At 41.6% G+C, this 21,201-nt stretch carries 18 protein-coding genes; 8 read left to right on the forward strand and 10 right to left on the reverse strand.

The genetic code is table 11. From position 1 onward, the window contains the following. Positions 1-340 precede the first annotated feature (340 nt). Positions 341-1,114 carry a carboxy-S-adenosyl-L-methionine synthase CmoA gene (cmoA, locus tag AK825_RS12760; protein ID WP_068038137.1) on the reverse strand — a complete coding sequence of 258 codons (774 nt, stop codon included), beginning with the start codon at positions 1,112-1,114 and terminating at the stop codon, positions 341-343. Positions 1,115-1,545: 431 nt separating this feature from the next. Here cmoA and msrA point away from each other — a divergent pair, with 431 nt between their 5' ends. From msrA to AK825_RS12780, 4 genes are all read left to right on the forward strand, one after another. Next, positions 1,546-2,067 (forward strand): peptide-methionine (S)-S-oxide reductase MsrA, encoded by a 522-nt coding sequence (msrA, locus tag AK825_RS12765; RefSeq protein WP_068038139.1) that lies wholly within the window; start codon positions 1,546-1,548, stop codon positions 2,065-2,067. Positions 2,068-2,242: 175 nt separating this feature from the next. Next, on the forward strand, positions 2,243-2,902 hold the full coding sequence (tmpT, locus tag AK825_RS12770) for a thiopurine S-methyltransferase (RefSeq protein ID WP_068038142.1): 660 nt from the start codon (positions 2,243-2,245) through the stop codon (positions 2,900-2,902). A gap of 74 nt (positions 2,903-2,976) precedes the next feature. Further along, on the forward strand, positions 2,977-3,690 hold the full coding sequence (locus AK825_RS12775; protein ID WP_068038146.1) for a DUF1499 domain-containing protein: 714 nt from the start codon (positions 2,977-2,979) through the stop codon (positions 3,688-3,690). Positions 3,691-3,945: 255 nt separating this feature from the next. Next, positions 3,946-5,388: a lytic murein transglycosylase gene (locus AK825_RS12780; protein ID WP_068038148.1), complete on the forward strand. Its 1,443-nt coding sequence runs from the start codon at positions 3,946-3,948 to the stop codon at positions 5,386-5,388. Between the two features lie 153 nt (positions 5,389-5,541). On the opposite strand, the gene AK825_RS12785 is transcribed toward AK825_RS12780, so the two are convergent. The 4 genes from AK825_RS12785 to AK825_RS12800 form a co-directional block, all read right to left on the reverse strand. Next, positions 5,542-5,841, reverse strand: coding sequence for a hypothetical protein (locus tag AK825_RS12785; protein ID WP_068038150.1), 300 nt, complete (start codon positions 5,839-5,841; stop codon positions 5,542-5,544). A gap of 360 nt (positions 5,842-6,201) precedes the next feature. Then, entirely contained in the window at positions 6,202-7,263 is a 1,062-nt protein-coding gene (locus tag AK825_RS12790; RefSeq protein ID WP_227514076.1) for a DUF4062 domain-containing protein, read from the reverse strand. A gap of 166 nt (positions 7,264-7,429) precedes the next feature. Beyond that, positions 7,430-8,398, reverse strand: coding sequence for a glutamate racemase (murI, locus tag AK825_RS12795; protein ID WP_082787255.1), 969 nt, complete (start codon positions 8,396-8,398; stop codon positions 7,430-7,432). A 185-nt stretch (positions 8,399-8,583) separates the two neighbouring features. After that, entirely contained in the window at positions 8,584-9,285 is a 702-nt protein-coding gene (locus AK825_RS12800) for a DUF1285 domain-containing protein (RefSeq protein WP_068038153.1), read from the reverse strand. 694 nt (positions 9,286-9,979) lie between these two features. On the opposite strand from AK825_RS12800, the gene AK825_RS12805 reads away from it, so the two are divergent. Further along, the gene (locus tag AK825_RS12805; protein WP_068039508.1) at positions 9,980-11,617 is read left to right on the forward strand and encodes an electron transfer flavoprotein-ubiquinone oxidoreductase; all 1,638 of its coding nucleotides are present in this window, start codon (positions 9,980-9,982) and stop codon (positions 11,615-11,617) included. A gap of 97 nt (positions 11,618-11,714) precedes the next feature. Here the strand turns inward: AK825_RS12805 and AK825_RS12810 are convergent, their stop codons facing one another. Further along, positions 11,715-13,211 carry an alanine/glycine:cation symporter family protein gene (locus AK825_RS12810; protein ID WP_068038156.1) on the reverse strand — a complete coding sequence of 499 codons (1,497 nt, stop codon included), beginning with the start codon at positions 13,209-13,211 and terminating at the stop codon, positions 11,715-11,717. A 1,263-nt stretch (positions 13,212-14,474) separates the two neighbouring features. Between AK825_RS12810 and AK825_RS12815 the strand changes: the two genes are divergently transcribed. From AK825_RS12815 to AK825_RS12825, 3 genes are all read left to right on the forward strand, one after another. Continuing rightward, positions 14,475-14,735, forward strand: a complete 261-nt coding sequence (locus tag AK825_RS12815; protein ID WP_068038159.1) for a DUF4212 domain-containing protein — start codon at positions 14,475-14,477, stop codon at positions 14,733-14,735. Between the two features lie 3 nt (positions 14,736-14,738). Beyond that, the gene (locus tag AK825_RS12820) at positions 14,739-16,607 is read left to right on the forward strand and encodes a sodium:solute symporter family protein (protein WP_068038161.1); all 1,869 of its coding nucleotides are present in this window, start codon (positions 14,739-14,741) and stop codon (positions 16,605-16,607) included. Between the two features lie 176 nt (positions 16,608-16,783). Beyond that, entirely contained in the window at positions 16,784-17,329 is a 546-nt protein-coding gene (locus tag AK825_RS12825) for a hypothetical protein (protein WP_068038164.1), read from the forward strand. On the opposite strand, the gene AK825_RS12830 is transcribed toward AK825_RS12825, so the two are convergent. The 4 genes from AK825_RS12830 to AK825_RS12845 form a co-directional block, all read right to left on the reverse strand. Next, on the reverse strand, positions 17,326-17,931 hold the full coding sequence (locus AK825_RS12830; protein WP_068038167.1) for a rhomboid family intramembrane serine protease: 606 nt from the start codon (positions 17,929-17,931) through the stop codon (positions 17,326-17,328). The genes AK825_RS12825 and AK825_RS12830 overlap by 4 nt on opposite strands. 51 nt (positions 17,932-17,982) lie before the next feature. Continuing rightward, a complete protein-coding gene (locus tag AK825_RS12835) occupies positions 17,983-19,029 on the reverse strand; it encodes a 5'-nucleotidase (RefSeq protein WP_068038170.1) in 1,047 nt (348 codons plus the stop codon). Between the two features lie 340 nt (positions 19,030-19,369). Continuing rightward, positions 19,370-20,659 carry a TRAP transporter large permease gene (locus tag AK825_RS12840; RefSeq protein ID WP_068038172.1) on the reverse strand — a complete coding sequence of 430 codons (1,290 nt, stop codon included), beginning with the start codon at positions 20,657-20,659 and terminating at the stop codon, positions 19,370-19,372. Then, positions 20,656-21,183: a TRAP transporter small permease subunit gene (locus AK825_RS12845; RefSeq protein ID WP_068038174.1), complete on the reverse strand. Its 528-nt coding sequence runs from the start codon at positions 21,181-21,183 to the stop codon at positions 20,656-20,658. Before AK825_RS12845 ends, AK825_RS12840 begins: the two co-directional genes overlap by 4 nt. Positions 21,184-21,201 lie beyond the last annotated feature (18 nt).

The following is a 21,201-nucleotide window of genomic DNA, read 5'->3' on the forward strand; positions in this document are numbered from 1 at the left end:
CTTGAACACCTCTTAAACTGGGAGGTCAGCGTAGAATATACCCAGCACGCATCAAAATTAAGCAAACATATAATACAAAATGGTGCGCAAGGCGGCACCCTACAAGACTTCAGCTTTTTAGTGAGATAAAACTTTAACTACGGTGAATATAAGCACGAGAGCGATGTCACCGCTAGCCCTGACTGGAGCGGTTATTCTGACATAACTACTAGGTTGCAAAGGCTTGGCGGGTCAGGGTGTCGCGTTAGCAGCAACCTGTCCCGCCTATAGCCATGCCCTAGCAGGTATGCCAGATAATAGCGGATGGCAGGAATAGCTCCTCTTATACATTAAAACAATCCTATTTAAACGCCACAATAGAAACAAAGTTTAAAAACTGAAACCATGTCAGATGCCGCTGAAAACCAACTTGTGCTAGACGCGCATGATGCTCATCTAAGGTATCGGTAATGAGGACGTTTTCTAGCGCATTACGCTTGCCGCTGATTTCCATTTCGGTATAGCCATTGGCGCGTTTAAAATCATAATAACGCTCAACCAACCACGCATCGTATTGTTCATCAAAAGCATGGGTCTTTTCAGTCAGCACCAATATGCCGCCCTCGCTCAAGGCGTTATAGATATTGTCTAATACCGCTACCCTATCAGCAGCTGGTAAAAACTGTAAGGTTAAGTTTAAGATGACCATATCACATGGTTCAAGCTTGACATCACGAATGTCAGCAGTGATGACTTCAATGTCGTGCTCAGGATAATTATCACTCAGTAAAGTAGTCGCTTCAGTCGTCATCGCTGGTGAGATATCAATCGCTTTAATCTGCAAATCTTGCGGCTCAAACTCGCCTGCCAACGTCATGCTTGCTGCACCAAGTGAGCAGCCCAAATCATAAATACGACTGACACGCTGACCGTTATCATCTTGTTGACGATACTTACAATGACGACGGGCAAATATAGGCAGCATCGCCAACACTTGACCATAACCAGGGACACTGCGGCGAATCATATCAGGGAAACAAGCCACCACCTGCTCATCGAAAGAAAAGCGTGCGGCTTTATCCAGTGGCGTAGTGAATAAGGTGTCATGTTTGATAGCAGGCTTGGCTTGGCTCATGGTGCGACTCGTTTTTGTTTTTTGGTTTCCATAATGGAACTTTGGTTGGGGATTATTCAGCAAATTTGTTTAATGCTATAGTCGATTCTCTTTAAAACCGAGAAAGTGCTACTGAGATGAATTTTTCGCAGCCTCTGGGAACGCAGCACGCAAGGAAAATTTATACCAGTAGCACGTGGCTGTTAACGGATAGATTTTATATCTCACTGACTATATGTGACTAATAGCATTAGCCCAGAGCAGACTAACGTAGCAAAAGCCCATTATAACATTACTGTTTGTTACTTATCGCGTTTGGCTCGCCTGTTAAGCTGATTAAGTAGAGCTAAGGGTAATAAATTATTGAAAGCAATAAGTCATTGAAAAATGAAAACATTGCAATCAGATAAAGACCTTAGCTCACCTTTATAGCAATAATAATAGGAAAAACTATGCAAACCATTATATTAGGCGGTGGCTGTTTTTGGTGCACCGAATCAGTATTTTTATCAGTAAAAGGTGTGCAATCTGTTGTCTCAGGTTACATGGGTGGCAACGCGGTATCTGCTAACTATGAAGCGGTCTGCAGTGGCAACACCGGACATGTTGAAGTTATCAATGTTGAGTTTGATGAATCCATCGTACCGTTAGAGGTAATACTCGATGTGTTTTTTGCCACCCATGATCCCACCACGATGGATCGTCAAGGCAATGATGTTGGTAGTCAGTACCGTAGCGTGGTGTTTTACACTGACGAAGATCAAAAACCAACCGTTGACCGTACCATCAATAAATTGCGCGATATGGGCGTCAATGTGGTCACAGAAGTACATCCTGCTGTTGAATTCTATCAAGCGGAAGAAACGCATCAAGACTTCTTTAACAGAAACCCAGGACAAGCTTATTGCAACTTTGCGATACCACCAAAGCTTGCCAAATTACGTAAAGAATTTAGTAAATACATGGTGAGCTAACCAATGGATTGAATAAGAAGTTATTCATTTATAGCAAATTTCTAGCGTAGTATTTAATTAAGGCCAAATGCTTATTATATAAGTGTTTGGCTTTTTAATACCTTTAGCATTATCACTTAAAAGGTTATTATAAAAATAACTAATAATATAAACCTTAATGAATAAAGGCGAACGTATGAACCCTGAATTTTGGCAAACACGCTGGCAGGAGAAACGAATCGGTTTTAATCAGTCTGAAGTTAATCCATTATTAATGAAGCACTTTAACCATTTAAACTTGCCTGCTGGGAGCCGCATCTTTGTGCCTTTATGTGGTAAGTCGATTGATATGGTTTGGCTAGCAGCACAGGGCTATGATGTAATTGGCGTTGAATTGTTTGAGACAGCCGTACAAGAGTTTTTTGCTGAGCAAAATATCTCCCCTACCGTCCATCAGCATCTAGATAATCCAGCCGTTAAATATTATCAGGGTCCGCTTGCAGAACAGACAGTCACGCTATGGGTCGCTGATATTTTTGCGCTGACAGCTGAAGATATCGGTGGCGTTGATGCGGTGTATGACAAAGCCGCATTAATTGCTTTGCCAGCCAATATGCGTCCACAGTATAGTGAGCAAATACGGCAGCTAAGTCGCAATACTTCACAAATTTTACTAACGTTAAATTATGATCAAAATAAAAAGGATGGACCGCCATTTTCAATTAGTGGCCCACAAGTGCAGCAATATTACGGTAGCCATTATCAAATTACTGAGCTTGAAAGCGTCGTCGCAAGTTTACATTCAGCGCCAGAGTTGGCAGTGACAGAGCATGTTTGGCTGTTGAATAATAAATGAGATTAATTAGCGCCATGACTAAGCAATAATCAAATGATGGTTAAGCAGTGATTCAATCATAACGGAGAAATCTAATGAAAGTTCTAGTTAGTATCGTAAGCTTAATCGCCTTTTTGCTGGTCGCATTACCAGGTCCGCTTTATAAATTTGGTATTCTTGACTTAGGTACTGCATTTACAGGGTTCAAATTTGGCGTGTTTGCTGGCATCGCTGCACTTGTACTGCTGGGTATACAAGTGTTATTTAAGCGTGATACAGTCAGGCTTAGTAGCGCATTGACAGCAGTGGTACTTTCTGCGATTGCTATCATTATTCCGCTTAGCATGATGAATACTGCTAAAAGTGTACCGCCTATCCATGATATTTCGACCGATTTAATTAACCCACCTGAATTTGTGGCTATTGCCCCACTACGCGCTGACGCACCAAATCCTGCCGCGTACGATGGCATTGAGACTGCAGAGCAACAACGTGATGCCTATCCTGAACTGCAAACACTAACCTATACGCAACCAAAGTCTAAACTAATGGAAGCTACCGAAAAAGCCGTCAATAATTTGGGCTGGGAGCTCGTAAATAATGATGCGAGCGCAGGTATCATTGAGGCCACAGATACTACGACATGGTTTGGCTTTCAAGATGATGTCGTCATACGTGTAACTGATGAAGGTAGCGAACGTCTGGTCGATATTCGCAGTAAATCACGGGTTGGCGGTAGCGATTTGGGCAAAAATGCAGAGCGCATTCGTACCTTTATTGAAGAGTTGGAAGGAGTTTTGGGGGAGTAGTTGGGTTTAAATATGAATAGCATTTTATTGACTCCAAACTATGTTTGGGGTTGATATCAAAAACTATAACTGTGCTCTATCCAAAACCTTCTCCTAATCTCACACCTATATCAATCTATAGTAATTATTTATAGCCTTAGTACTTCGATACCTTTTCTTTATCGTTGATATTGGTTACTCTAAAGCACTATTGTCATACTATATTTTTGAGCACTTTACTTAGTCTGTCACACTTTACGTTTATAGGATATTTTCATGCGTTTGACTCCATTGTCCACCCTATCTTTATTGGCTGCTGCTATTGGCTTTAGTCTAGCCAGTACTGCCCAAGCCGCTCGACCAGAAGCACCAAATTTATCCAATACTGAATTTCAGCAATGTCTAGATGATTTAAAAAACTCGAGTAAATTCCGCGGGGTCAATAGCTCTACCTTTGACAATTACCGTCCCACTCAGCCCGATCCTAGTGTGATTCAATCATTGAATTATCAACCAGAGTTTCAAAAGGACGTCTGGGATTATCTATCAGTATTGGTAGATAAAGAGCGCGTAGAAGATGGTATTCGTGCCAAGCGCCAATGGGCAGATACTTTGCGTAGTATTGAATCACGTTATGGTGTGAAAGCAGAACACGTACTGGGTGTATGGGGCGTAGAGTCGAACTTTGGGCAGACATTAGGCAAAAAACCATTGTTTGAATCGTTGGCTACCTTATCTTGTTTTGATCGTCGTCAAAGCTACTTTCAAGGTGAATATGCCAACGCGCTCAAAATCGTACAAAATGGTGATATCGCACCAAACGACATGACTGGCTCGTGGGCAGGTGCTTTTGGGCAGACGCAGTTTATGCCAAGCACCTTTTTAGAGTTGGCCGTCGATTTTGATGGTGATGGTCGTCGCGACTTAGTCAATAACGTGCCTGATGCGCTAGCTTCTACCGCGAATTTCTTAGATAACCGCGGCTACCGTACCGGTGAGCCTTGGGGCTACGAAGTCAAATTGCCTAACGGATTTTGGGCAGCCTCCAATCGTAAAGATAAAAAGTCGATAAGCCACTGGCGCAATCAAGGTTTAACGCTTGCTAATGGCAACTCGTTACCTTCTGATCTTAGCAGTGCTGGTTTGTTACTCCCCGCTGGTATTGAAGGCCCTGCATTTTTAGTGGGTAAAAACTTCGATACTTTTTATTCATATAACGCTTCAGAAAACTACGCGCTTGCGATTGCCCATCTATCTGATTTGATTACTAGCGAAAACAGCAGTAAAACTGACTTTATAACGGCATGGCCAACGGATGACCCAGGTATCAGTCGTCAGCAAGCCAAAGATATCCAGCAAGCCTTATTAAATGCTGGTTATGATATTGGCGGTGTCGATGGCATCATTGGGGATAATACTCGTACCGCTATACAGCAGTATCAATCTAGCCGTGGTATTTTCCCAGCTGACGGACGTGCAGGGCAAAAGTTCCATCGCCAAATCATGCAAGGTCATGTTCAACCAGGAAGCTCTCGACCTTCTATGCCAGCACCCGCTGATCGTATGGGTCAGCTGATTCAACAGCAGACGACGATTACCCCAAGTAATCCTTCATATGCATCACCGAGCCAGCCTGCAACCTCAAGTAATGTCCGCTATCGTCGTGTAGTCGGTATTGATGGCGTAACGCGCTTAGTCAGAGTCGATGAAGGCTCATAATTGCAAATAGTAGATTAATATTATTTTCGTTTAATTATTCAGTTTAGTCACAAAAAAGCCACGCTAATGATAGCGTGGCTTTTTTATATTTTTCGGTTGCTAGGAGACTTGTGCAAAGATACCTACCTAATAATGTTGATACTTAAGCAACGTTTAAACGATAGGTGGTGGATTCGGTTTGCCGTTGTCGCCATCCCAGTTGTCGCGAGCTTTTTCATCTAAGTCAGCTGGCGTTTTTGGCTCCCACTTACCATTTTCTTTCCAAGTTGCATCGCCCCAATCATTATCTTCCTCTTTTCTATCCAAGTCCTTATAGGCTTGACTAGGATCAATGCCGCGACGTTTCATGTCTGCCACTTGCTCTTCTAATGTACGAAACTGATCGGCATCATGCATAGCTTTTTCTAGGCCATCAATTTCATGATTTAGCTCATCATGTTTAGAGTTAGTCATTACGCTCTCCTTTAATAGTTTAAAATATTTGGTTCAATATGCAAAATTCCACAAAATAATTTTTTATAGATATATTATAAAAACGCTTTTTTATAAGTTTGCTTTATTTATAAAGGTTATTCGCGTCGATCAATCTGTTTGCTAACAGATTAACCTTATCTACTACCCTATTATCGCCAGTGTATAATAGATTAACAACCGCTGACACGTATGCTTTGTATTACAAAACGTAGTCTGTCATTGTCTATCATAGACAACGATAGCACTTACTGATTTTGTCGGCTAAATACTATGAAAGGTAAACATTAATAATGCATTTATATGAATAATTTAACGTACAGAGTAGATTAGTAGATTTACTTACTGTTGGTTCTCTTCAAATAGCTTTTTAGCATAGAAAGTTAGCTTCCATAATTCTTGCGACGTTCTTGCACCTGAAGCTGTCAATTGAATCCAATTCGCAGCAATTAATAGGTTCTGTAATTTGTTTAAGTCATCTTGAGCAATTTGACAGCGCGAGACTGCATGAACATTGGGCATCTTTTTTTTGATATCTTTATCTGCCTTAACAGCGATTAAGCGATTTAGACAGCCTTGTAAACCGTGGCTGGAAAAAGCCCCAGGCATTCGTACCAGCGCATGTAACACTTGTTCCCAAGTCAGACTCGTTGTCATTGTAATATCGCTTAAGTTACCACCCTCATATGCTTGAGCACTGTACTTCATATCGAATTTTTCTAATAGATTAATTGATTGCGTTACGTTATCCGTCACATCATCGCTTTCAGTTGGCGGGCTAATGAGATTGTCGGTAGGATTATAGGATTTACGAATTACGTCAGTAGGAGTACCCGTTTCTAGCGTAGAGCCTTGCTGAGTTAAATTACTCTGTATGAGAGGCTCTTTAATATCATCTGCTTTTACCCAGCTTGGTCTCAGATTCCATTTAGCAGCTACATTGTTATAAGCGGTCTTGAGAAGCTCATCGATATTAGTATTGTCATCATAATAATAGACATCTTCTACTTGTTGCTCGACCAGACGGGTAAAATCATGCAGTTGACGACCCGTGTCAATATCGTGACTTTGAGATTTAATAAAAATGAGCATGGGTTTGAGCTTCGCTTTAGCACTCAAATAGCTCAGATGCATTTGGCTGACCCCTAAATTCTGTGTCGTGCCATAGCTGTCACCTACAATAACGACCGTATGATCGCAAGAGTCAATACATTGCCGCCCATATAAAGAGGCTTGCGGCAGTCTAGGCGAAATATCATAAGTTAAAAACGCACGCGATTGAAAAAACACTGCCAAACCGTCTAATACTAACGGCTGCTCATGGGCTACGCATATTATATGAACGTGATAGCGACGACTTTGCAATATAACCTCTACAACGACAATGATAGTAATGACAGTCAAAAGCGCCTAAACAACTTATTTTTTACAAACTTTAACCTAGCACAATCTTAGCAAAATACAGGCAGTTTGTGAGTGCTTTATGTCAATTATTCTAATAGTGAATTATTCTGATAATGATAGTATGGTGAACTGCTATAAATTAATGTACGAAGACTCAGCCTAACAATCAAAGCATATACTGGATTTGTGTTTGCACCCCTAAAAGACGCGTTATCAACCTATCCAGCTTATCATCATGTTTAGTTGCATAAAAAATCAGTGGCGGTCTTTCGTTATTATGAGTCGTTACTGAAACCTTGGCTTGAGCTAATAGGTTTTTTTCAGCAAGCAAAGACTGTACACGTGCGGCGATGGCCTGTCCTGAGTCTACCACTTGTATAGCTAATTGCTGCGCTTTAATCTCATTAATCAAAAACTCTTTAAAAAAAGGATAATGAGTACACCCTAACACTAGGTAATCGACCCCAATATGCGCAAAACATTGTACTTGTTGTCGTAAACGTTGCGCGACCTCAGATGTCTCTGGCATTCCAGACTCTACCCACGGCACCAGCTGCGGATCAAAGTATTTGGTTACTTGAGTACCATTGGGCATCGCAATATTAGTAATAACTTGATTGAGCAATGTTCCATCTAAAGTAGCTTTGGTAGCCAGTACTGCCACATGACCACTATTGCTAGCTATTACAGCAGGCTTGAGTGCTGGTACTAAACCAACAATAGGAAGGTTTGGATAATGGCGACGTGCCGCTTCTAGCCCATGAGCAGAAGCACTGTTACAAGCAATAACGATGAGTTTACAGCCTCTTTGGTATAGCCATTCTACTGCTACTAGTGTCAGTTTTTCAATATCTTGGCTATCACGATTGCCATACGGTACGTGCAGAGTATCAGCATAATAAATATAACGTTCAGCAGGCAGCTGCTGTGCTAAATGCAGATAAACAGAAAGACCACCTATCCCTGAGTCAAATAGACCAATCGGTGCCGAGCTAGTTTTACTGTTAGCTATATTCGCTGACCTGCCTTTGCTAACCAAAAGACTGTCATCAACAAAGGGTTTATTGATAAATGCTCTATCATTAGCAGAGAGTCTATACGTTATTGAAGGCGAGACGGAATCGGCAGTACTCATAGGATAGTACTGCCATTATGGTATATTTTATAATTGAGATATTGCCTAGTAGGCTGGATATATTGGTTCACAGTGTATTGCCATGCAATTTAATAGAGGAAGACTATAAAACATACCTATTTTAAAACATGCTAGCGTCTAGCACACAGTTTTGTACATTAATTCATGCTACAAAAAGTGAAGAATTAGCTATCAGGCATTAATAGTTGATAAGACTTGCCACCACTTTCTAAAGTGAGTATCACTTCATCGTTCTGCTCTGTCAACTTACCAATTTCTGTTAAGTGATAAAACGTATTACGACCGATGAGGGCCGTTAAGTCGTTGCGAACAAGCATATAAGGACGCACTTGCTCTTTTGCAATATCTTCTTGAGCTACGGTTGGCTTATAAGAGCGTAGTTCAATAGGGTGCTCGTTATCTAGACGTACCACATCACCAGTCGTGGTTGTAAACTCTAACCAGCTTACTCCATTCTCAGTGACAATGCCCACATCATTAATCAATAACGGTACATCTTCAACTTGAATGCGCAACTTTTGCACTGGAGTCTTTAAAAAATACTCACAAGTACCATTACTCTCTTCTTTCCACAGAATAGTCGCAAATAGACTCACCAATGACTGACGGGTCACCAAGCCACCTTCGTGCCACCATTCGCCATTGGCCTTAATGACCAAATCCATATCAGCAACCTGCTCTGGATGCCACTCATCAAGAGGTGGTATAGAACGTCCTTGACGCGTACCGGCTGAAGACTTTAAGTAGTTACTAAGGGAATCTAAATTGCTCAAATCTTGGGTGGTTCCACTATTATTTACGTTGTCAGCTATAGAACTACTTGCTGAATTGCCAGCATCAACACCATTATTTATCTTACTGCTCATAGCGTTATTTCCTAATATTAGTCAGAGTTTGGCAACGACAGCATTACTATTAATTTTAGTTTCGGGTATGATAAAACGATTAGACTTTGTATGCTCATCGTATTAGTCTTACCTTAACACCGATATCTATAAATGCGTATCGTGTTTGTAGGACTTTTCTTTTATAATGAGTAACGATTTTTTATTAAAATGATGATAGGTATGTCGTTTTAATCATCCCTTACTATGTTGTTCATTAATATGATCTCAATCACGATATTGTCGATTAATGCCGCAAAGACAGTTTTTATCGGGCAGCCACATGTCTGAGAGGTAACCGTGTCGCAAGCCATATTATTTAATTGCGCCCCCAATGATACCCATAGACAAGCCACTATAGAGTTTAGGAGTAGGTATGCAAGAGCAAGATAAACAAACGCCAGTCGTTGATGCTGATATCGTCAATACTGACACGCCAGCAACTGTAGACACGACCAAACCAAATACATCGAATCCAAATATGACAAAACCAGAGTCCACAGAAGCGACTCAAGATGTTGTTGAAAATACTCCCGCTGAAGAGATTCCAGCCGAAACTGTTGTAGCTGAAGAAGCGGTTGAAGAAGAAGCCGTCGAACACAACCCAGTTGACAAAGCACCTGCTGAAACAGCTCCTGAGCCTGCTCCAGTAGAGCGTGAAATTGAGCGCGAATCAATGGAGTTTGATGTAATTGTCGTAGGTGGCGGACCTTCTGGTCTATCAGCGGCTATTCGTTTAAAGCAGTTGGCAATCGAAGCAGGCAACGACGAGTTTATGGTATGTGTCGTCGAAAAAGGCTCTGAGTTTGGTGCGCATATTTTATCTGGCGCTGTTATTGAGCCACGCGCCTTGGATGAGTTAATACCTGACTGGAAAGCCAAAGGCGCGCCTTTAAATGTGCCAGCGATTGAAGATCGTGTCTATATGCTTGGTTCTGCGACCAAAAGTACCAAACTTATGGATTCAATCATCCCAGCTAGTATGCACAATGAAGGCAACTATATCGTCTCGCTAGCTAATGTCGTACGCTGGCTCGCTGAGCAGGCCGAGGAGCTAGAAGTTATGATGTTCCCAGGCTTCCCTGCTTCTGACATCTTATATAATGATGATGGCTCAGTAAAAGGTATATTGACGGGTGATATGGGCGTTGCAGCTGACGGTGAAGCCAAGTCTAGTTTTGAGCCGGGTTATGAGTTACTGGCCAAATATACTATTTTTGCTGAAGGCTGCCGTGGTCACCTTGGTAAGCGCTTAATCAGCCGATTTGGTCTTGATAAAGATTCTGACCCACAGCATTATGGTATTGGTCTAAAAGAGCTATGGGAAGTGACGCCAGATAAGCATGAGCAAGGTGTGGTCATGCATGGCTCAGGTTGGCCATTAACTGATACTGGTTCTACTGGCGGCTGGTGGTTGTACTTTGATGAAAACAACCAAGTCAGCTTTGGTATGGTCATCGATCTGTCCTACTCCAACCCATATATGTCACCGTTTGATGAAATGCAGCGCCTCAAACTGCATCCGCTCATTCGCAACGTTTTAGAAGGTGGTAAGCGTATCTCTTATGGGGCACGCGCTTTAACCAAAGGTGGCCTTAACTCTTTACCGAAATTCACTTTCCCAGGTGGTGTACTTGTCGGTGATGATGCTGGCTTCTTGAATCCTGCGAAGATTAAAGGTACACATACCTCTATGAAGTCAGGCATGCTCGCTGCTGAAGCTATTTTCGAAGCATTAAAGGCCGACCGTCAGCATGATGATGTAGTCGCCTACAGCACTATGTATAGAGAGTCATGGCTGTATCAAGATAACTATGAAGCACGTAACTTTGCTCCTGCCATGCACCGTATGGGTCAATGGATGGGTGGGGCCTTTAACTTTATCGACCAAAATATTCTACGTGGCAAGATGCCATTGACTATTCATGATAACTTAAAGGATTACGATCAGCTAGAGCGTGCGGCCCATGCCTATCAGCCAGTTTATCCTAAGCCTGATGGTAAGCTGGTGTTTGATAAATTATCGTCAGTATTTATCTCTAACACTAACCATGCAGAGAACCAGCCAACGCATTTAAAGTTAACGGATCCTACTGTACCTGTTTCTATTAATCTACCTTTGTATGCTGAGCCAGCGCGTTTATACTGCCCAGCTGGTGTCTATGAAGTGGTAAAAGATGCTGAAGGCGCTAAGTTTGTCATCAATGCGCAAAACTGTGTACATTGCAAAACTTGCGATATCAAAGATCCTTCACAAAACATCACATGGGTAACGCCAGAAGGCGGCGGCGGTCCTAACTATCCAAACATGTAAACCATCATTGATATAGATATAGCTTAATAAAAAACCGCTCTTAATAATAAGGGCGGTTTTTTTAATGCTCATACATGTAATAACTCAATAGCAAAGGCTAATCGGTCCAAGCATCGCGATTAGCTTCGTCTTTTAACTTCACAAAGTCATCAGGATTGAATTTGATCTGATCACCCGTTTTGCCTTCTTTGACTTGACGCTCATAGTCGCGCAATATTCTTAGTGCCACAGGTGACAAAATTAGAATAGCTATTAAGTTGGTCAAGGCCATAAGACCCATTGATAAGTCAGCAAAATTCCATATCGCTGGTAGGCTAGCAATTGCACCAACGAACACCATACCTAAGACCATGAAGCGGAATATCATAATCATCACTTTGGCATTTTTGGCGCCAGAGATGAATTCAAGATTTGACTCGCCGTAGCTATAATTGGCGATAATTGACGTAAATGAGAAAAAGAAAATAGCAATCGCGACGAATATAACACCCAAATCACCAACATACTGCGATAGTGCTAACTGAGTCAGCTGGATACCTTCTTGCTCAACATTAGGATCGACCACGCCAGATAAGATAATGATTGACGCAGTTGCAGTACAAATTATTAACGTGTCCATGAAGACACCCAACATTTGCATAAACCCTTGTACTGCTGGATGGTCAGGATGACTTTTCGCAGTCGCCGCAGCGTTAGGTGCTGAACCCATACCTGCTTCGTTAGAGAACAAACCACGCTTGATACCATTAATCATAGCCTGAGCAATACCATAACCAATCACCCCACCTGCTGCTTGCTCAAAACCAAATGCTGACTTCACAATCAAGGCAATCGCTGCTGGGAATTGGCTAAAGTTAGTAACGATAATAAATAGTGCTAATAAGATATACAAGATAGCCATTACTGGTACGATTTTACCCGCGATACGCGCAACCGAACGTAAGCCACCGAATACTACTGGTGCTACCAATACTACCAATACGATACCCGTCATCCACGTTGGAATACCGAAAGCTTCATTAGTTGCCTGTGCGATGGTGTTTGACTGCACACCATTAAAAGCTAAACCGAAGGCGACTAGCAAACATAACGAGAAAAATATCGCCAGCCAGCGCTTACCTAAGCCTTTCTCAATATAATAAGCGGGTCCACCGCGATAAACATTGTCATTATGTGGTACTTTATATGCTTGCGCTAGGGTTGACTCGATGAAGCTGGTCGACATCCCGACGATCGCAGTCATCCACATCCAAAACACAGCCCCTGGCCCACCAAGATAGATAGCAATCGCTACCCCTGCCAAGTTACCAGTACCAACACGCGCTGCAAGAGACGTCATTAAGGCCTCAAAGGAGCTGATACCACCATCTTTGCGTCCTTGGTTAGAGACACGTAACAACTTCCACATGTGTCCAAAGTGTCGAAACTGAATAAAGCGTGTGGCAATAGTAAAATAAAGACCAGCACCAATTAGTACGAACATTAACAGCCCATACCAAGGGTTATTAACAATCAACCAATCATTGTTACCCCAAATTATACTAACACCATAATTTACGATGCTATTAAACAGACCTGCTATCCCTTCACCCATTTTTTCACCTTCATTTCATATATTAGTGATGCTTTGAATCACATCGTAAACTTGTATTTTCTACCTACTAATTCTGTACTTATTATTTCCACACCAAAATCTATAGAGCAACTACATGAACAACCAGTAATACGAAGGTTATTTTCGATCACTTTTCAAAGCGTCTCATATCCTTACATACACAATAACTGCACATAGCACTTCTGTATTTGTATTTTAACTTACTATGATGGTTTTAGCTCTTTTACTCTGTTCAGCCAAAAGATAATGGATCTAAACTAGAATAAGATTTCTTAGCTATTCAATGAATTTCTTTAGATTGTCAGTATTTAAAGGCCTACTATCAACCTGTATTATATTTTTCAATTTTTTATTTATAATATAAATGGCATATAATGAATATAATCATTAATATATTTATGGAATTTTAAGACTTTTAACCTAAAACGATAGATTGACAATCACTATCAGCGTTATTTTTGGTGTAGATTGAGTTAAATTTCTGTTAAATAAACATTTAGTTACAATAAGTAATTTAAATTTACTTATTGTTAATTACACAAATTTTGTATATATTCCTAATAAGTTTATGACTATCCAGTTTAGTACTAGGTCAACGTCTATGTTTGTTTGACTGGTATTGCCAATATAATACCCTTATTTATTTAAGATAATTCGTATATACATATCCACTTATTGTAATAAACATTAACTGCACATACAAAATTTAATTGGCTCAAATGATTAGATTTAATAATTAAACTTAATAATAAAAACAATATTTATCTTAGGGCAATAAACCCCTATAGAACTTAGTTTGAATTCTTATTTTTAGATATTTTAGACTTAGATTGAAAGATTTCTTACAAATAACGTCGTCAGGAAGACGAGATAAAGAAAACAGCGGAACGTTATACCACATATACCTTCATCTATGAATACAACCAACCTATTTATAATGTTACTCAGTATCTACAATATTAAATTTAGTACCTTACAATCTATTTTCAGTGGTATCGAGCCAGTTGCTATTATTTCTTACAAGGCTTTAGTCTTATAAAAGATAGTGTAAAACTTGCTCATGTTGTTAGTAACTTTTGATTATTGATACTAGTTGATCATTCTGTTTTAGTTGTTTATGCCGTATGGCTTTATAATTACGATATAAACAATACTGCCTTAGATGGTATACGCTAAACCAAAGTGACTTGTTAGGCTCCAATCAATAATCTTGTATTTATGTCAGGCAAAAGGAGTTGTCCTATGGAGAACCACAACGATCCATCCGGTTATTGGCGCGCCAATATTCGTCTTATCTTAGGTAGCCTATTTATTTGGGCACTATGTTCTTATGGTTTTGCTATTCTTTTACGTCCTCTCTTAGCAGGTATCAAAATTGGTGGTACTGATTTAGGCTTTTGGTTCGCTCAACAGGGGTCTATTGGGGTATTTATCATCTTAATTTTCTTTTACGCTTGGCGTATGAATAAGTTAGATAAACAATATGGCGTAGACGAGGAATAGAGCATGAGTCAATTTACGATTAATATTATTTTTGTAGGTCTATCCTTCGCTTTATACTTCGGTATTGCTATCTGGGCGCGCGCAGGTTCAACTAGTGAATTTTATGTTGCTGGCGGTGGCGTACATCCGGTCGTTAACGGTATGGCAACAGCTGCTGACTGGATGAGTGCTGCGTCATTCATTTCAATGGCAGGTCTTATTGCTGCTAGTGGTTATGGCGCTTCTACCTATTTGATGGGTTGGACAGGTGGTTACGTTCTATTGGCCATGCTCTTAGCACCTTATCTACGTAAGTTCGGTAAATTTACCGTCCCTGACTTCATCGGTGACCGCTTTTATTCGAAGACTGCTGCTATGATTGCAGTCGTTTGCTTGATTGTCGCATCAACCACTTACGTTATTGGTCAGATGACTGGTGCTGGCGTTGCTTTCTCACGCTTCTTAGAAGTTGAAAACACAACTGGTCTGATCATTGCGGCAATCGTTGTATTCTTCTATGCCGTATTAGGTGGTATGAAAGGGATTACATACACGCAGGTTGCGCAATATGTGGTTCTAATGATTGCTTATACCATCCCTGCGGTGTTTATCTCACTTGAATTGACGGGTAACCCGATTCCAGGCCTTGGTTTGTTCTCAAACCATGTCGAATCAGGCATCCCTATTTTGACTAAGCTTAACCAAGTCGTTACCGACTTAGGATTTGCCTCTTATACGGCTGATGTTCCTAACAAATTGAATATGGTACTGTTTACTTTATCTCTAATGATAGGTACAGCAGGTCTACCACACGTTATCATTCGCTTTTTCACTGTACCTAAAGTGGCTGATGCACGTTGGACAGCAGGTTGGACACTAGTATTCATCTCGTTATTGTACTTTACTGCTCCAGCAGTAGGTGCTATGGCACGTCTAAATTTGATCGACACAGTTTATCCACAAGGTGTGGCTGAAGCGCCTTTAGAATATGATCAACGTCCAGATTGGATGAGAACGTGGGAAGATACGGGTCTCATTAAATACAACGATCTGAACAATGACGGTCGTATCCAGCTATATAGCGATAGTGGACTTGGTGCAGCTCAGCTAGCATTGAACACTGCCGAAGCTGAAGGTGGCGATGTTGCAGCAGCAACTACAGCCGTTGCAGAAGCACAAGCAGCACATGATCTAGAAGTCGATGGTCGCTTTGCAAATGCAGGTTGGGCTGGTAACGAGCTTGATGTAAATGCTGATATCTTAGTACTCGCTAACCCAGAAATCGCGAATCTTCCACCATGGGTTATCGGTCTTATCGCTGCAGGTGGTCTAGCAGCAGCACTATCAACAGCAGCTGGACTACTACTTGCTATTTCATCAGCGATTAGTCATGACTTGATCAAACGTAACCTAAACCCAAATATCACTGATGCACAAGAGCTAAAATATGCTCGTATCACCATGGGTGTAGCGATCGTAGTAGCTACTTATCTGGGTATTAATCCACCAGGGTTTGCCGCACAGGTGGTGGCACTAGCCTTTGGTATTGCAGGCGCATCACTATTCCCTGTACTAATGATGGGTATTTTCTCTAAGCGTATTAACAATCTAGGCGCTATCGCTGGTATGTTGACAGGCTTAATTACTATCTTAGTGTATATCTTTGTCTTTAAAGGTTGGTTCTTCATTAGTGGTACTGCTAACTTCCCTGATACTGAAGAGTATTGGTTATTTGGTATCTCACCCTTATCATTTGGTGCGGTTGGCGCCTTACTTAACTTTATCGTAGCGTTCGCTGTATCTTACGCTACTGCGCCACCACCAGCCCATATCCAAGAGTTGGTTGAGAGCGTACGTTCTCCACGTGGCGCTGGCGGTGCTGTTGATCACTAATTGATTAATTAATAATCTTAGCTGCTAGACATATCGTTTATAGTTATATCTATCACTCACAGGCAGCAGCTGCTTGTGAGTGATTTTTTTATCTCATATTTATAATAAATAATTTTAGGTTTTTAATTTATTAAACGTGTTTAATTAAACGTGCCTATCGCATTAAGGAAGATTTTATGCTTTTTGAGTTTATCGCTACCATCGCTGCTGCATTTGGTATGGCTGGATTAGCACTAGTTATAACTCATCTCAGTAAACTGGCTGGCAAACGCGCACCAAAATGGCTGATTCCTTTATTTGCCGCTATTGGTATTTTTGGCTTTCAAATACATCAAGAGTATAACTGGTACGATCAACAAGTGAGTAAGCTACCTGCAGGTGTGAACGTTGTCAAAACAGCTGAAAGTACAGAATGGTTCCGTCCATGGTCTTATGCTAAACCACAGATATTACGCTTTATAGCAGCAGATACTGGTAATGCCAGCGTACAAGTAGATAATCCAAATGTATATTTGGTTAATTTATATCTGTTTGAAAGACGTAGAAGTGTGCAAAAGATTGCACAAGTCGTAGACTGCAACACTCCTGCACGTGCAGATTATGTGCTACCAGAGAAAGGTAGCAAGCTTACAATTGATGAGCATGTAAAAAAGACTACTGCATGGCGAGAATTGGCGACAGATGATCCGTTATTTATTAGTTTGTGCTTAAATAAAGTCTAATAACGATCACTCATACTTGTATAAGCATGCTTTGAGTTCGCTCCTAGCAGTAAACCGGCGCATAAACCACCGAAGTGCGCCGCAAATGAGATACCAGATTGTGGCATTAAGCCTTGCTTGATAGTGAGCCAATAGCCTGTTCCCATGATAATGCATGCAAGCAAATATCCCCAACGCCGAGCAAATACTGCCCCTCCTATCATGTAACCAAGCATAGCGAAACAAAGCCCTGATGCGCCGATATGAATGGATAATGGTGAGCCAATGATCCAAGTCACTAACCCCGAAGCGACGATCAGCTTTAGAACCGTGCGATAGGCATTATTTTCAAATAGACCAAACAAAAACAAAATCTGTAATAACGTTAACGTATTGCCTAATAGATGGGCGAAATTTCCGTGCATTGTCCATGAGGCAAATACACCGATCATACTGCCTATATCTAATGCACGTGGCACGATACCGAAAATGTTCCACATACCAAATAGGGCAACTTTATTCAAAAAAAACATGCCCCACATCGGCACTAGTACAAACGCATATAAACCAACAACCTGCTTAAGCCGAACCATAACCAACGTTAATAATTGTCGCCAATTCATCTCTTATCTTTTCCTTTAGTCTTTATTGCTCTAGATTGAAACATTTTCATATTATTGGTCTACTAAAGAAGAAGGATGCTGCACAGGTGTAAAAGACAGCGATGAAGCATCTTTACTGGCCGTTAAATAGCTGTTAGCGTGTAATAACGACTCTGAATGATAAGGCACCAATGCTGTAGGCACAAAGCTACGCGCAGCATCGATATGCTGAATAGAATCATCAAAAAAGATATGGGGCGCAAAGGTTTTGAGTACTGCTGTCTTTTCAAGCCCTCCTAAAAAAAATGCCATATCGACATCTACTCCCCACTCACGTAGCGTCTTGATAGCTCGCAAGTCGGCAGGTGCATTACGTGCAGTGACTAGTGCAATCTTTATCGGACAATGATGTAGTCGTGCTGGTAGTCGTTCTTGTAAGCTTGAGAGCTTAATTAACAACTCAGCATATGGGCCTTTCTCAATAGGCAAATCATGCATTTGTGCTTCACGTTCATGAAAAGCACGTAACCCTTTTTGCTTATATAGTAACTCCCCTGAATCATCAAACAGCACTGCGTCACCATCAAAAGCAATACGCAGCTGTTCAGTGTCAAGCTCATAGGTATTTACAGGAGTCGCATCAAGTATTGCACAAGCACAGATATTGGCATCTGCAACTTGCTGGGCATCATCACGATTGGTTGTCAAAAACAAATCAACGTTGAAATCAGCAATATAGGGGGCGACTGGACTACCCGAAATAAAAGCTGAGCGCGATATATTTAATTTATATTCACGAATAGCGTTTAATACTTGAATACCAGTATCAGGGCTACTTTTAGAGACAATAACTACTTCAACTAGAGGTGCTTCGATGTCTAAATCTGTGTGCTGACGACTATATTGGTTTAGATTAAGCAATGCCTTAATGAGCGGATATCCTGCACCAATACTTAAATCGTCGTTCTCACGTGCTGCCATATAATCACGAAATTCTTTAACAGCAGTATTAGGTCGCTGCTGCAATAATTGTAATAAATGAGTTTCTGATTCTGATAGATCAAATAACGCGGTTGCAGAGATTGCAACTATCAGAGTATTACTAAAATCAACTGCCATAAGTGTCTCTACTTATAATGTTTTTATACATTCAAAACTCCAAGTATCCAGTTTACTACATCTTCTATGTTCTTATAATCATAAGAACTGATACGGCAATACAATGTAGTTAGTAAGTTTAAAGTAATAAATACGGTTAACTATCTGCTCTAACGTTTATTTTAATCTTATGCGGCATCAGCTGAGTAAATGACTTTATAGTGAATCCACAAAAAAGCCATATTGTTATTGCAACAATATGGCCGAAAAACACAATTTGATTCTAAAGGCTTATACTTACCTACTTATACTTATACTTATACTTATACTTATCTACTCAGTCTATCTACGTCATTAATCTTTAATTCAACAACACCAAAGAGATAGCCGGGAAAGCGACCAGAATTACCAGTCGAATCACATCAGAGACAATGAATGGTGCCACCCCACGAAACATATCAGACAGCTTAATATGCGGCGCCATCGCCTTAATCACAAAGATATTCATTCCCATCGGTGGCGTAATGAGGCCAAGCTCCACCGTCAATACTGCAATGATACCGAACCAGACTGGATCATAGCCGAGCGCTAAAATAATCGGGAACACCACTGGAATGGTAATCACCAGCATTGCTAGGGCATCCATAAACAGCCCAAGTAAGAAGTACATAAATAAGATGCAGATGAGAACAATCATCGGACTAACTGCCAGTCCCCCAATCCACGTCGCTAACGAATAAGACAGGCGCGAGACTGAGACAAAGTAGCCGAGTGCTTCTGCCCCGAGCAGCATAAAGAACACCACTGCAGACAGTGCTAATGTTTCAATCAATGACTGCTTGAGCCCCTGCATACGCATGCCTTTAGCTGCAGCATAGGCCCAAGAGACAAAGGCGCCGACTGCTGCCCCTTCGGTTGGGGTAAACAGACCAAAGAAAATACCGGCAATAATGACGATAAAGATAAAGCTAAAGGGGATCAAACCTGTCAGTGATAACAGTTTGGCTTTCCAAGAGGTTGGCTCTCCGCGACGGGCTAAATGCGGTTTCCAGCGCACCATAATCATGACAGTGATTGAGTACATCACCATGCCAAGCATGCCAGGCAGGAAGCCTGCGATAAACATGTCACCGACTGACTGCTGAGTTAAGATGGCATAGACCAGTAAGGCAATACTGGGCGGGATCATAATACCGAGGGTACCACCAGCCGCTAAGATGCCGCAGGCAAAGCCTGGCTGATAGCCGTACTTCTCCATTTGCGGCAGGGCCACTTTGGTCATGGTAGAGGCGGTAGCTAGGGATGATCCTGAGATGGAGGCAAAGATGCCGGAGGAGCCAATACCGGCAATCCCTAGGCTGCCTCTAACCCCGCCAAAGATGGTACGGGTGGCTTCAAAGAGTTTGCCTGCCATACCAGAATGGGTGGCAAAGACCCCCATTAAGATAAATAAAGGAATGGCACTAAAGTCATACTTTGCTAAGACGTCAACGGGGATGTCTTTGAGCATTTGCAAAGCGCCCCCTGTGGAGGTGACGGCGCCAAAGCCGACCAGGCCGACGCCTAACATGGCAAGGGCGACGGGGACACGAACCACCACCAATAAAATCATGACAAGTAAGCCGATGGCTCCGATAGTTTCTGGACTCATGCGCCTGTCTCCTCGGCGTCAAAGAACTCGCCCGTTTTAAAGATGTTGATGGATTCGATTAGTGAGCGTATGGCCAGCAGTAGACTTAAGAAGGCGCTGATGGCGTAGATGGGCATCATGGAGATGCGCAGGTCTTGGGTGACTTTGCCGTATTCTATGGCGTCAATGGCGCTTTCATACAGTCCCCAAGTGAAGACGATGCCGATAATAAAGAAGCCCATCATAAAGGTGCCCATCATGTAGCCTTTCATGGCTTGGGACATTTTTTGGGTAAAGACGTCGACGATGATTTGTGAGCGTTCGACAAAGGCGGCAAAGGCGCCAAGGAGCGCAAACAACATGAAGTAGGAGACGATCTCGACGCTGCCTTTGACGGTAAAGCCAAACTCACCGCCCGTAAGCTTAAAGACATAGCGGGCAATGACGTCTAGCATGGTGGTTAAGACGATGATGACCAGACTGACGCCACCAATAAACTGGCACAGTCTGGAGATGAGGGTGCTGATTTTGATTAAAAATGCCATAAGGGGTCTGCCTTCAAT

Source organism: Psychrobacter sp. P11G5 (assembly GCF_001593305.1).
In the GTDB taxonomy this organism is placed as follows: Bacteria; Pseudomonadota; Gammaproteobacteria; order Pseudomonadales; family Moraxellaceae; genus Psychrobacter.

What these genes read in the sequence shown, in the direction of transcription:
- cmoA (WP_068038137.1), bottom strand. Translation starts at nt 1,114, where the DNA reads ATGAGCCAAGCCAAGCCTGCTATCAAACATGACACCTTATTCACTACG.
- msrA (WP_068038139.1), top strand. Translation starts at nt 1,546, where the DNA reads ATGCAAACCATTATATTAGGCGGTGGCTGTTTTTGGTGCACCGAATCA.
- tmpT (WP_068038142.1), top strand. Translation starts at nt 2,243, where the DNA reads ATGAACCCTGAATTTTGGCAAACACGCTGGCAGGAGAAACGAATCGGT.
- AK825_RS12775 (WP_068038146.1), top strand. Translation starts at nt 2,977, where the DNA reads ATGAAAGTTCTAGTTAGTATCGTAAGCTTAATCGCCTTTTTGCTGGTC.
- AK825_RS12780 (WP_068038148.1), top strand. Translation starts at nt 3,946, where the DNA reads ATGCGTTTGACTCCATTGTCCACCCTATCTTTATTGGCTGCTGCTATT.
- AK825_RS12785 (WP_068038150.1), bottom strand. Translation starts at nt 5,841, where the DNA reads ATGACTAACTCTAAACATGATGAGCTAAATCATGAAATTGATGGCCTA.
- murI (WP_082787255.1), bottom strand. Translation starts at nt 8,398, where the DNA reads ATGAGTACTGCCGATTCCGTCTCGCCTTCAATAACGTATAGACTCTCT.
- AK825_RS12800 (WP_068038153.1), bottom strand. Translation starts at nt 9,285, where the DNA reads ATGAGCAGTAAGATAAATAATGGTGTTGATGCTGGCAATTCAGCAAGT.
- AK825_RS12805 (WP_068039508.1), top strand. Translation starts at nt 9,980, where the DNA reads ATGGAGTTTGATGTAATTGTCGTAGGTGGCGGACCTTCTGGTCTATCA.
- AK825_RS12810 (WP_068038156.1), bottom strand. Translation starts at nt 13,211, where the DNA reads ATGGGTGAAGGGATAGCAGGTCTGTTTAATAGCATCGTAAATTATGGT.
- AK825_RS12815 (WP_068038159.1), top strand. Translation starts at nt 14,475, where the DNA reads ATGGAGAACCACAACGATCCATCCGGTTATTGGCGCGCCAATATTCGT.
- AK825_RS12820 (WP_068038161.1), top strand. Translation starts at nt 14,739, where the DNA reads ATGAGTCAATTTACGATTAATATTATTTTTGTAGGTCTATCCTTCGCT.
- AK825_RS12825 (WP_068038164.1), top strand. Translation starts at nt 16,784, where the DNA reads ATGCTTTTTGAGTTTATCGCTACCATCGCTGCTGCATTTGGTATGGCT.
- AK825_RS12830 (WP_068038167.1), bottom strand. Translation starts at nt 17,931, where the DNA reads ATGAATTGGCGACAATTATTAACGTTGGTTATGGTTCGGCTTAAGCAG.
- AK825_RS12835 (WP_068038170.1), bottom strand. Translation starts at nt 19,029, where the DNA reads ATGGCAGTTGATTTTAGTAATACTCTGATAGTTGCAATCTCTGCAACC.
- AK825_RS12840 (WP_068038172.1), bottom strand. Translation starts at nt 20,659, where the DNA reads ATGAGTCCAGAAACTATCGGAGCCATCGGCTTACTTGTCATGATTTTA.
- AK825_RS12845 (WP_068038174.1), bottom strand. Translation starts at nt 21,183, where the DNA reads ATGGCATTTTTAATCAAAATCAGCACCCTCATCTCCAGACTGTGCCAG.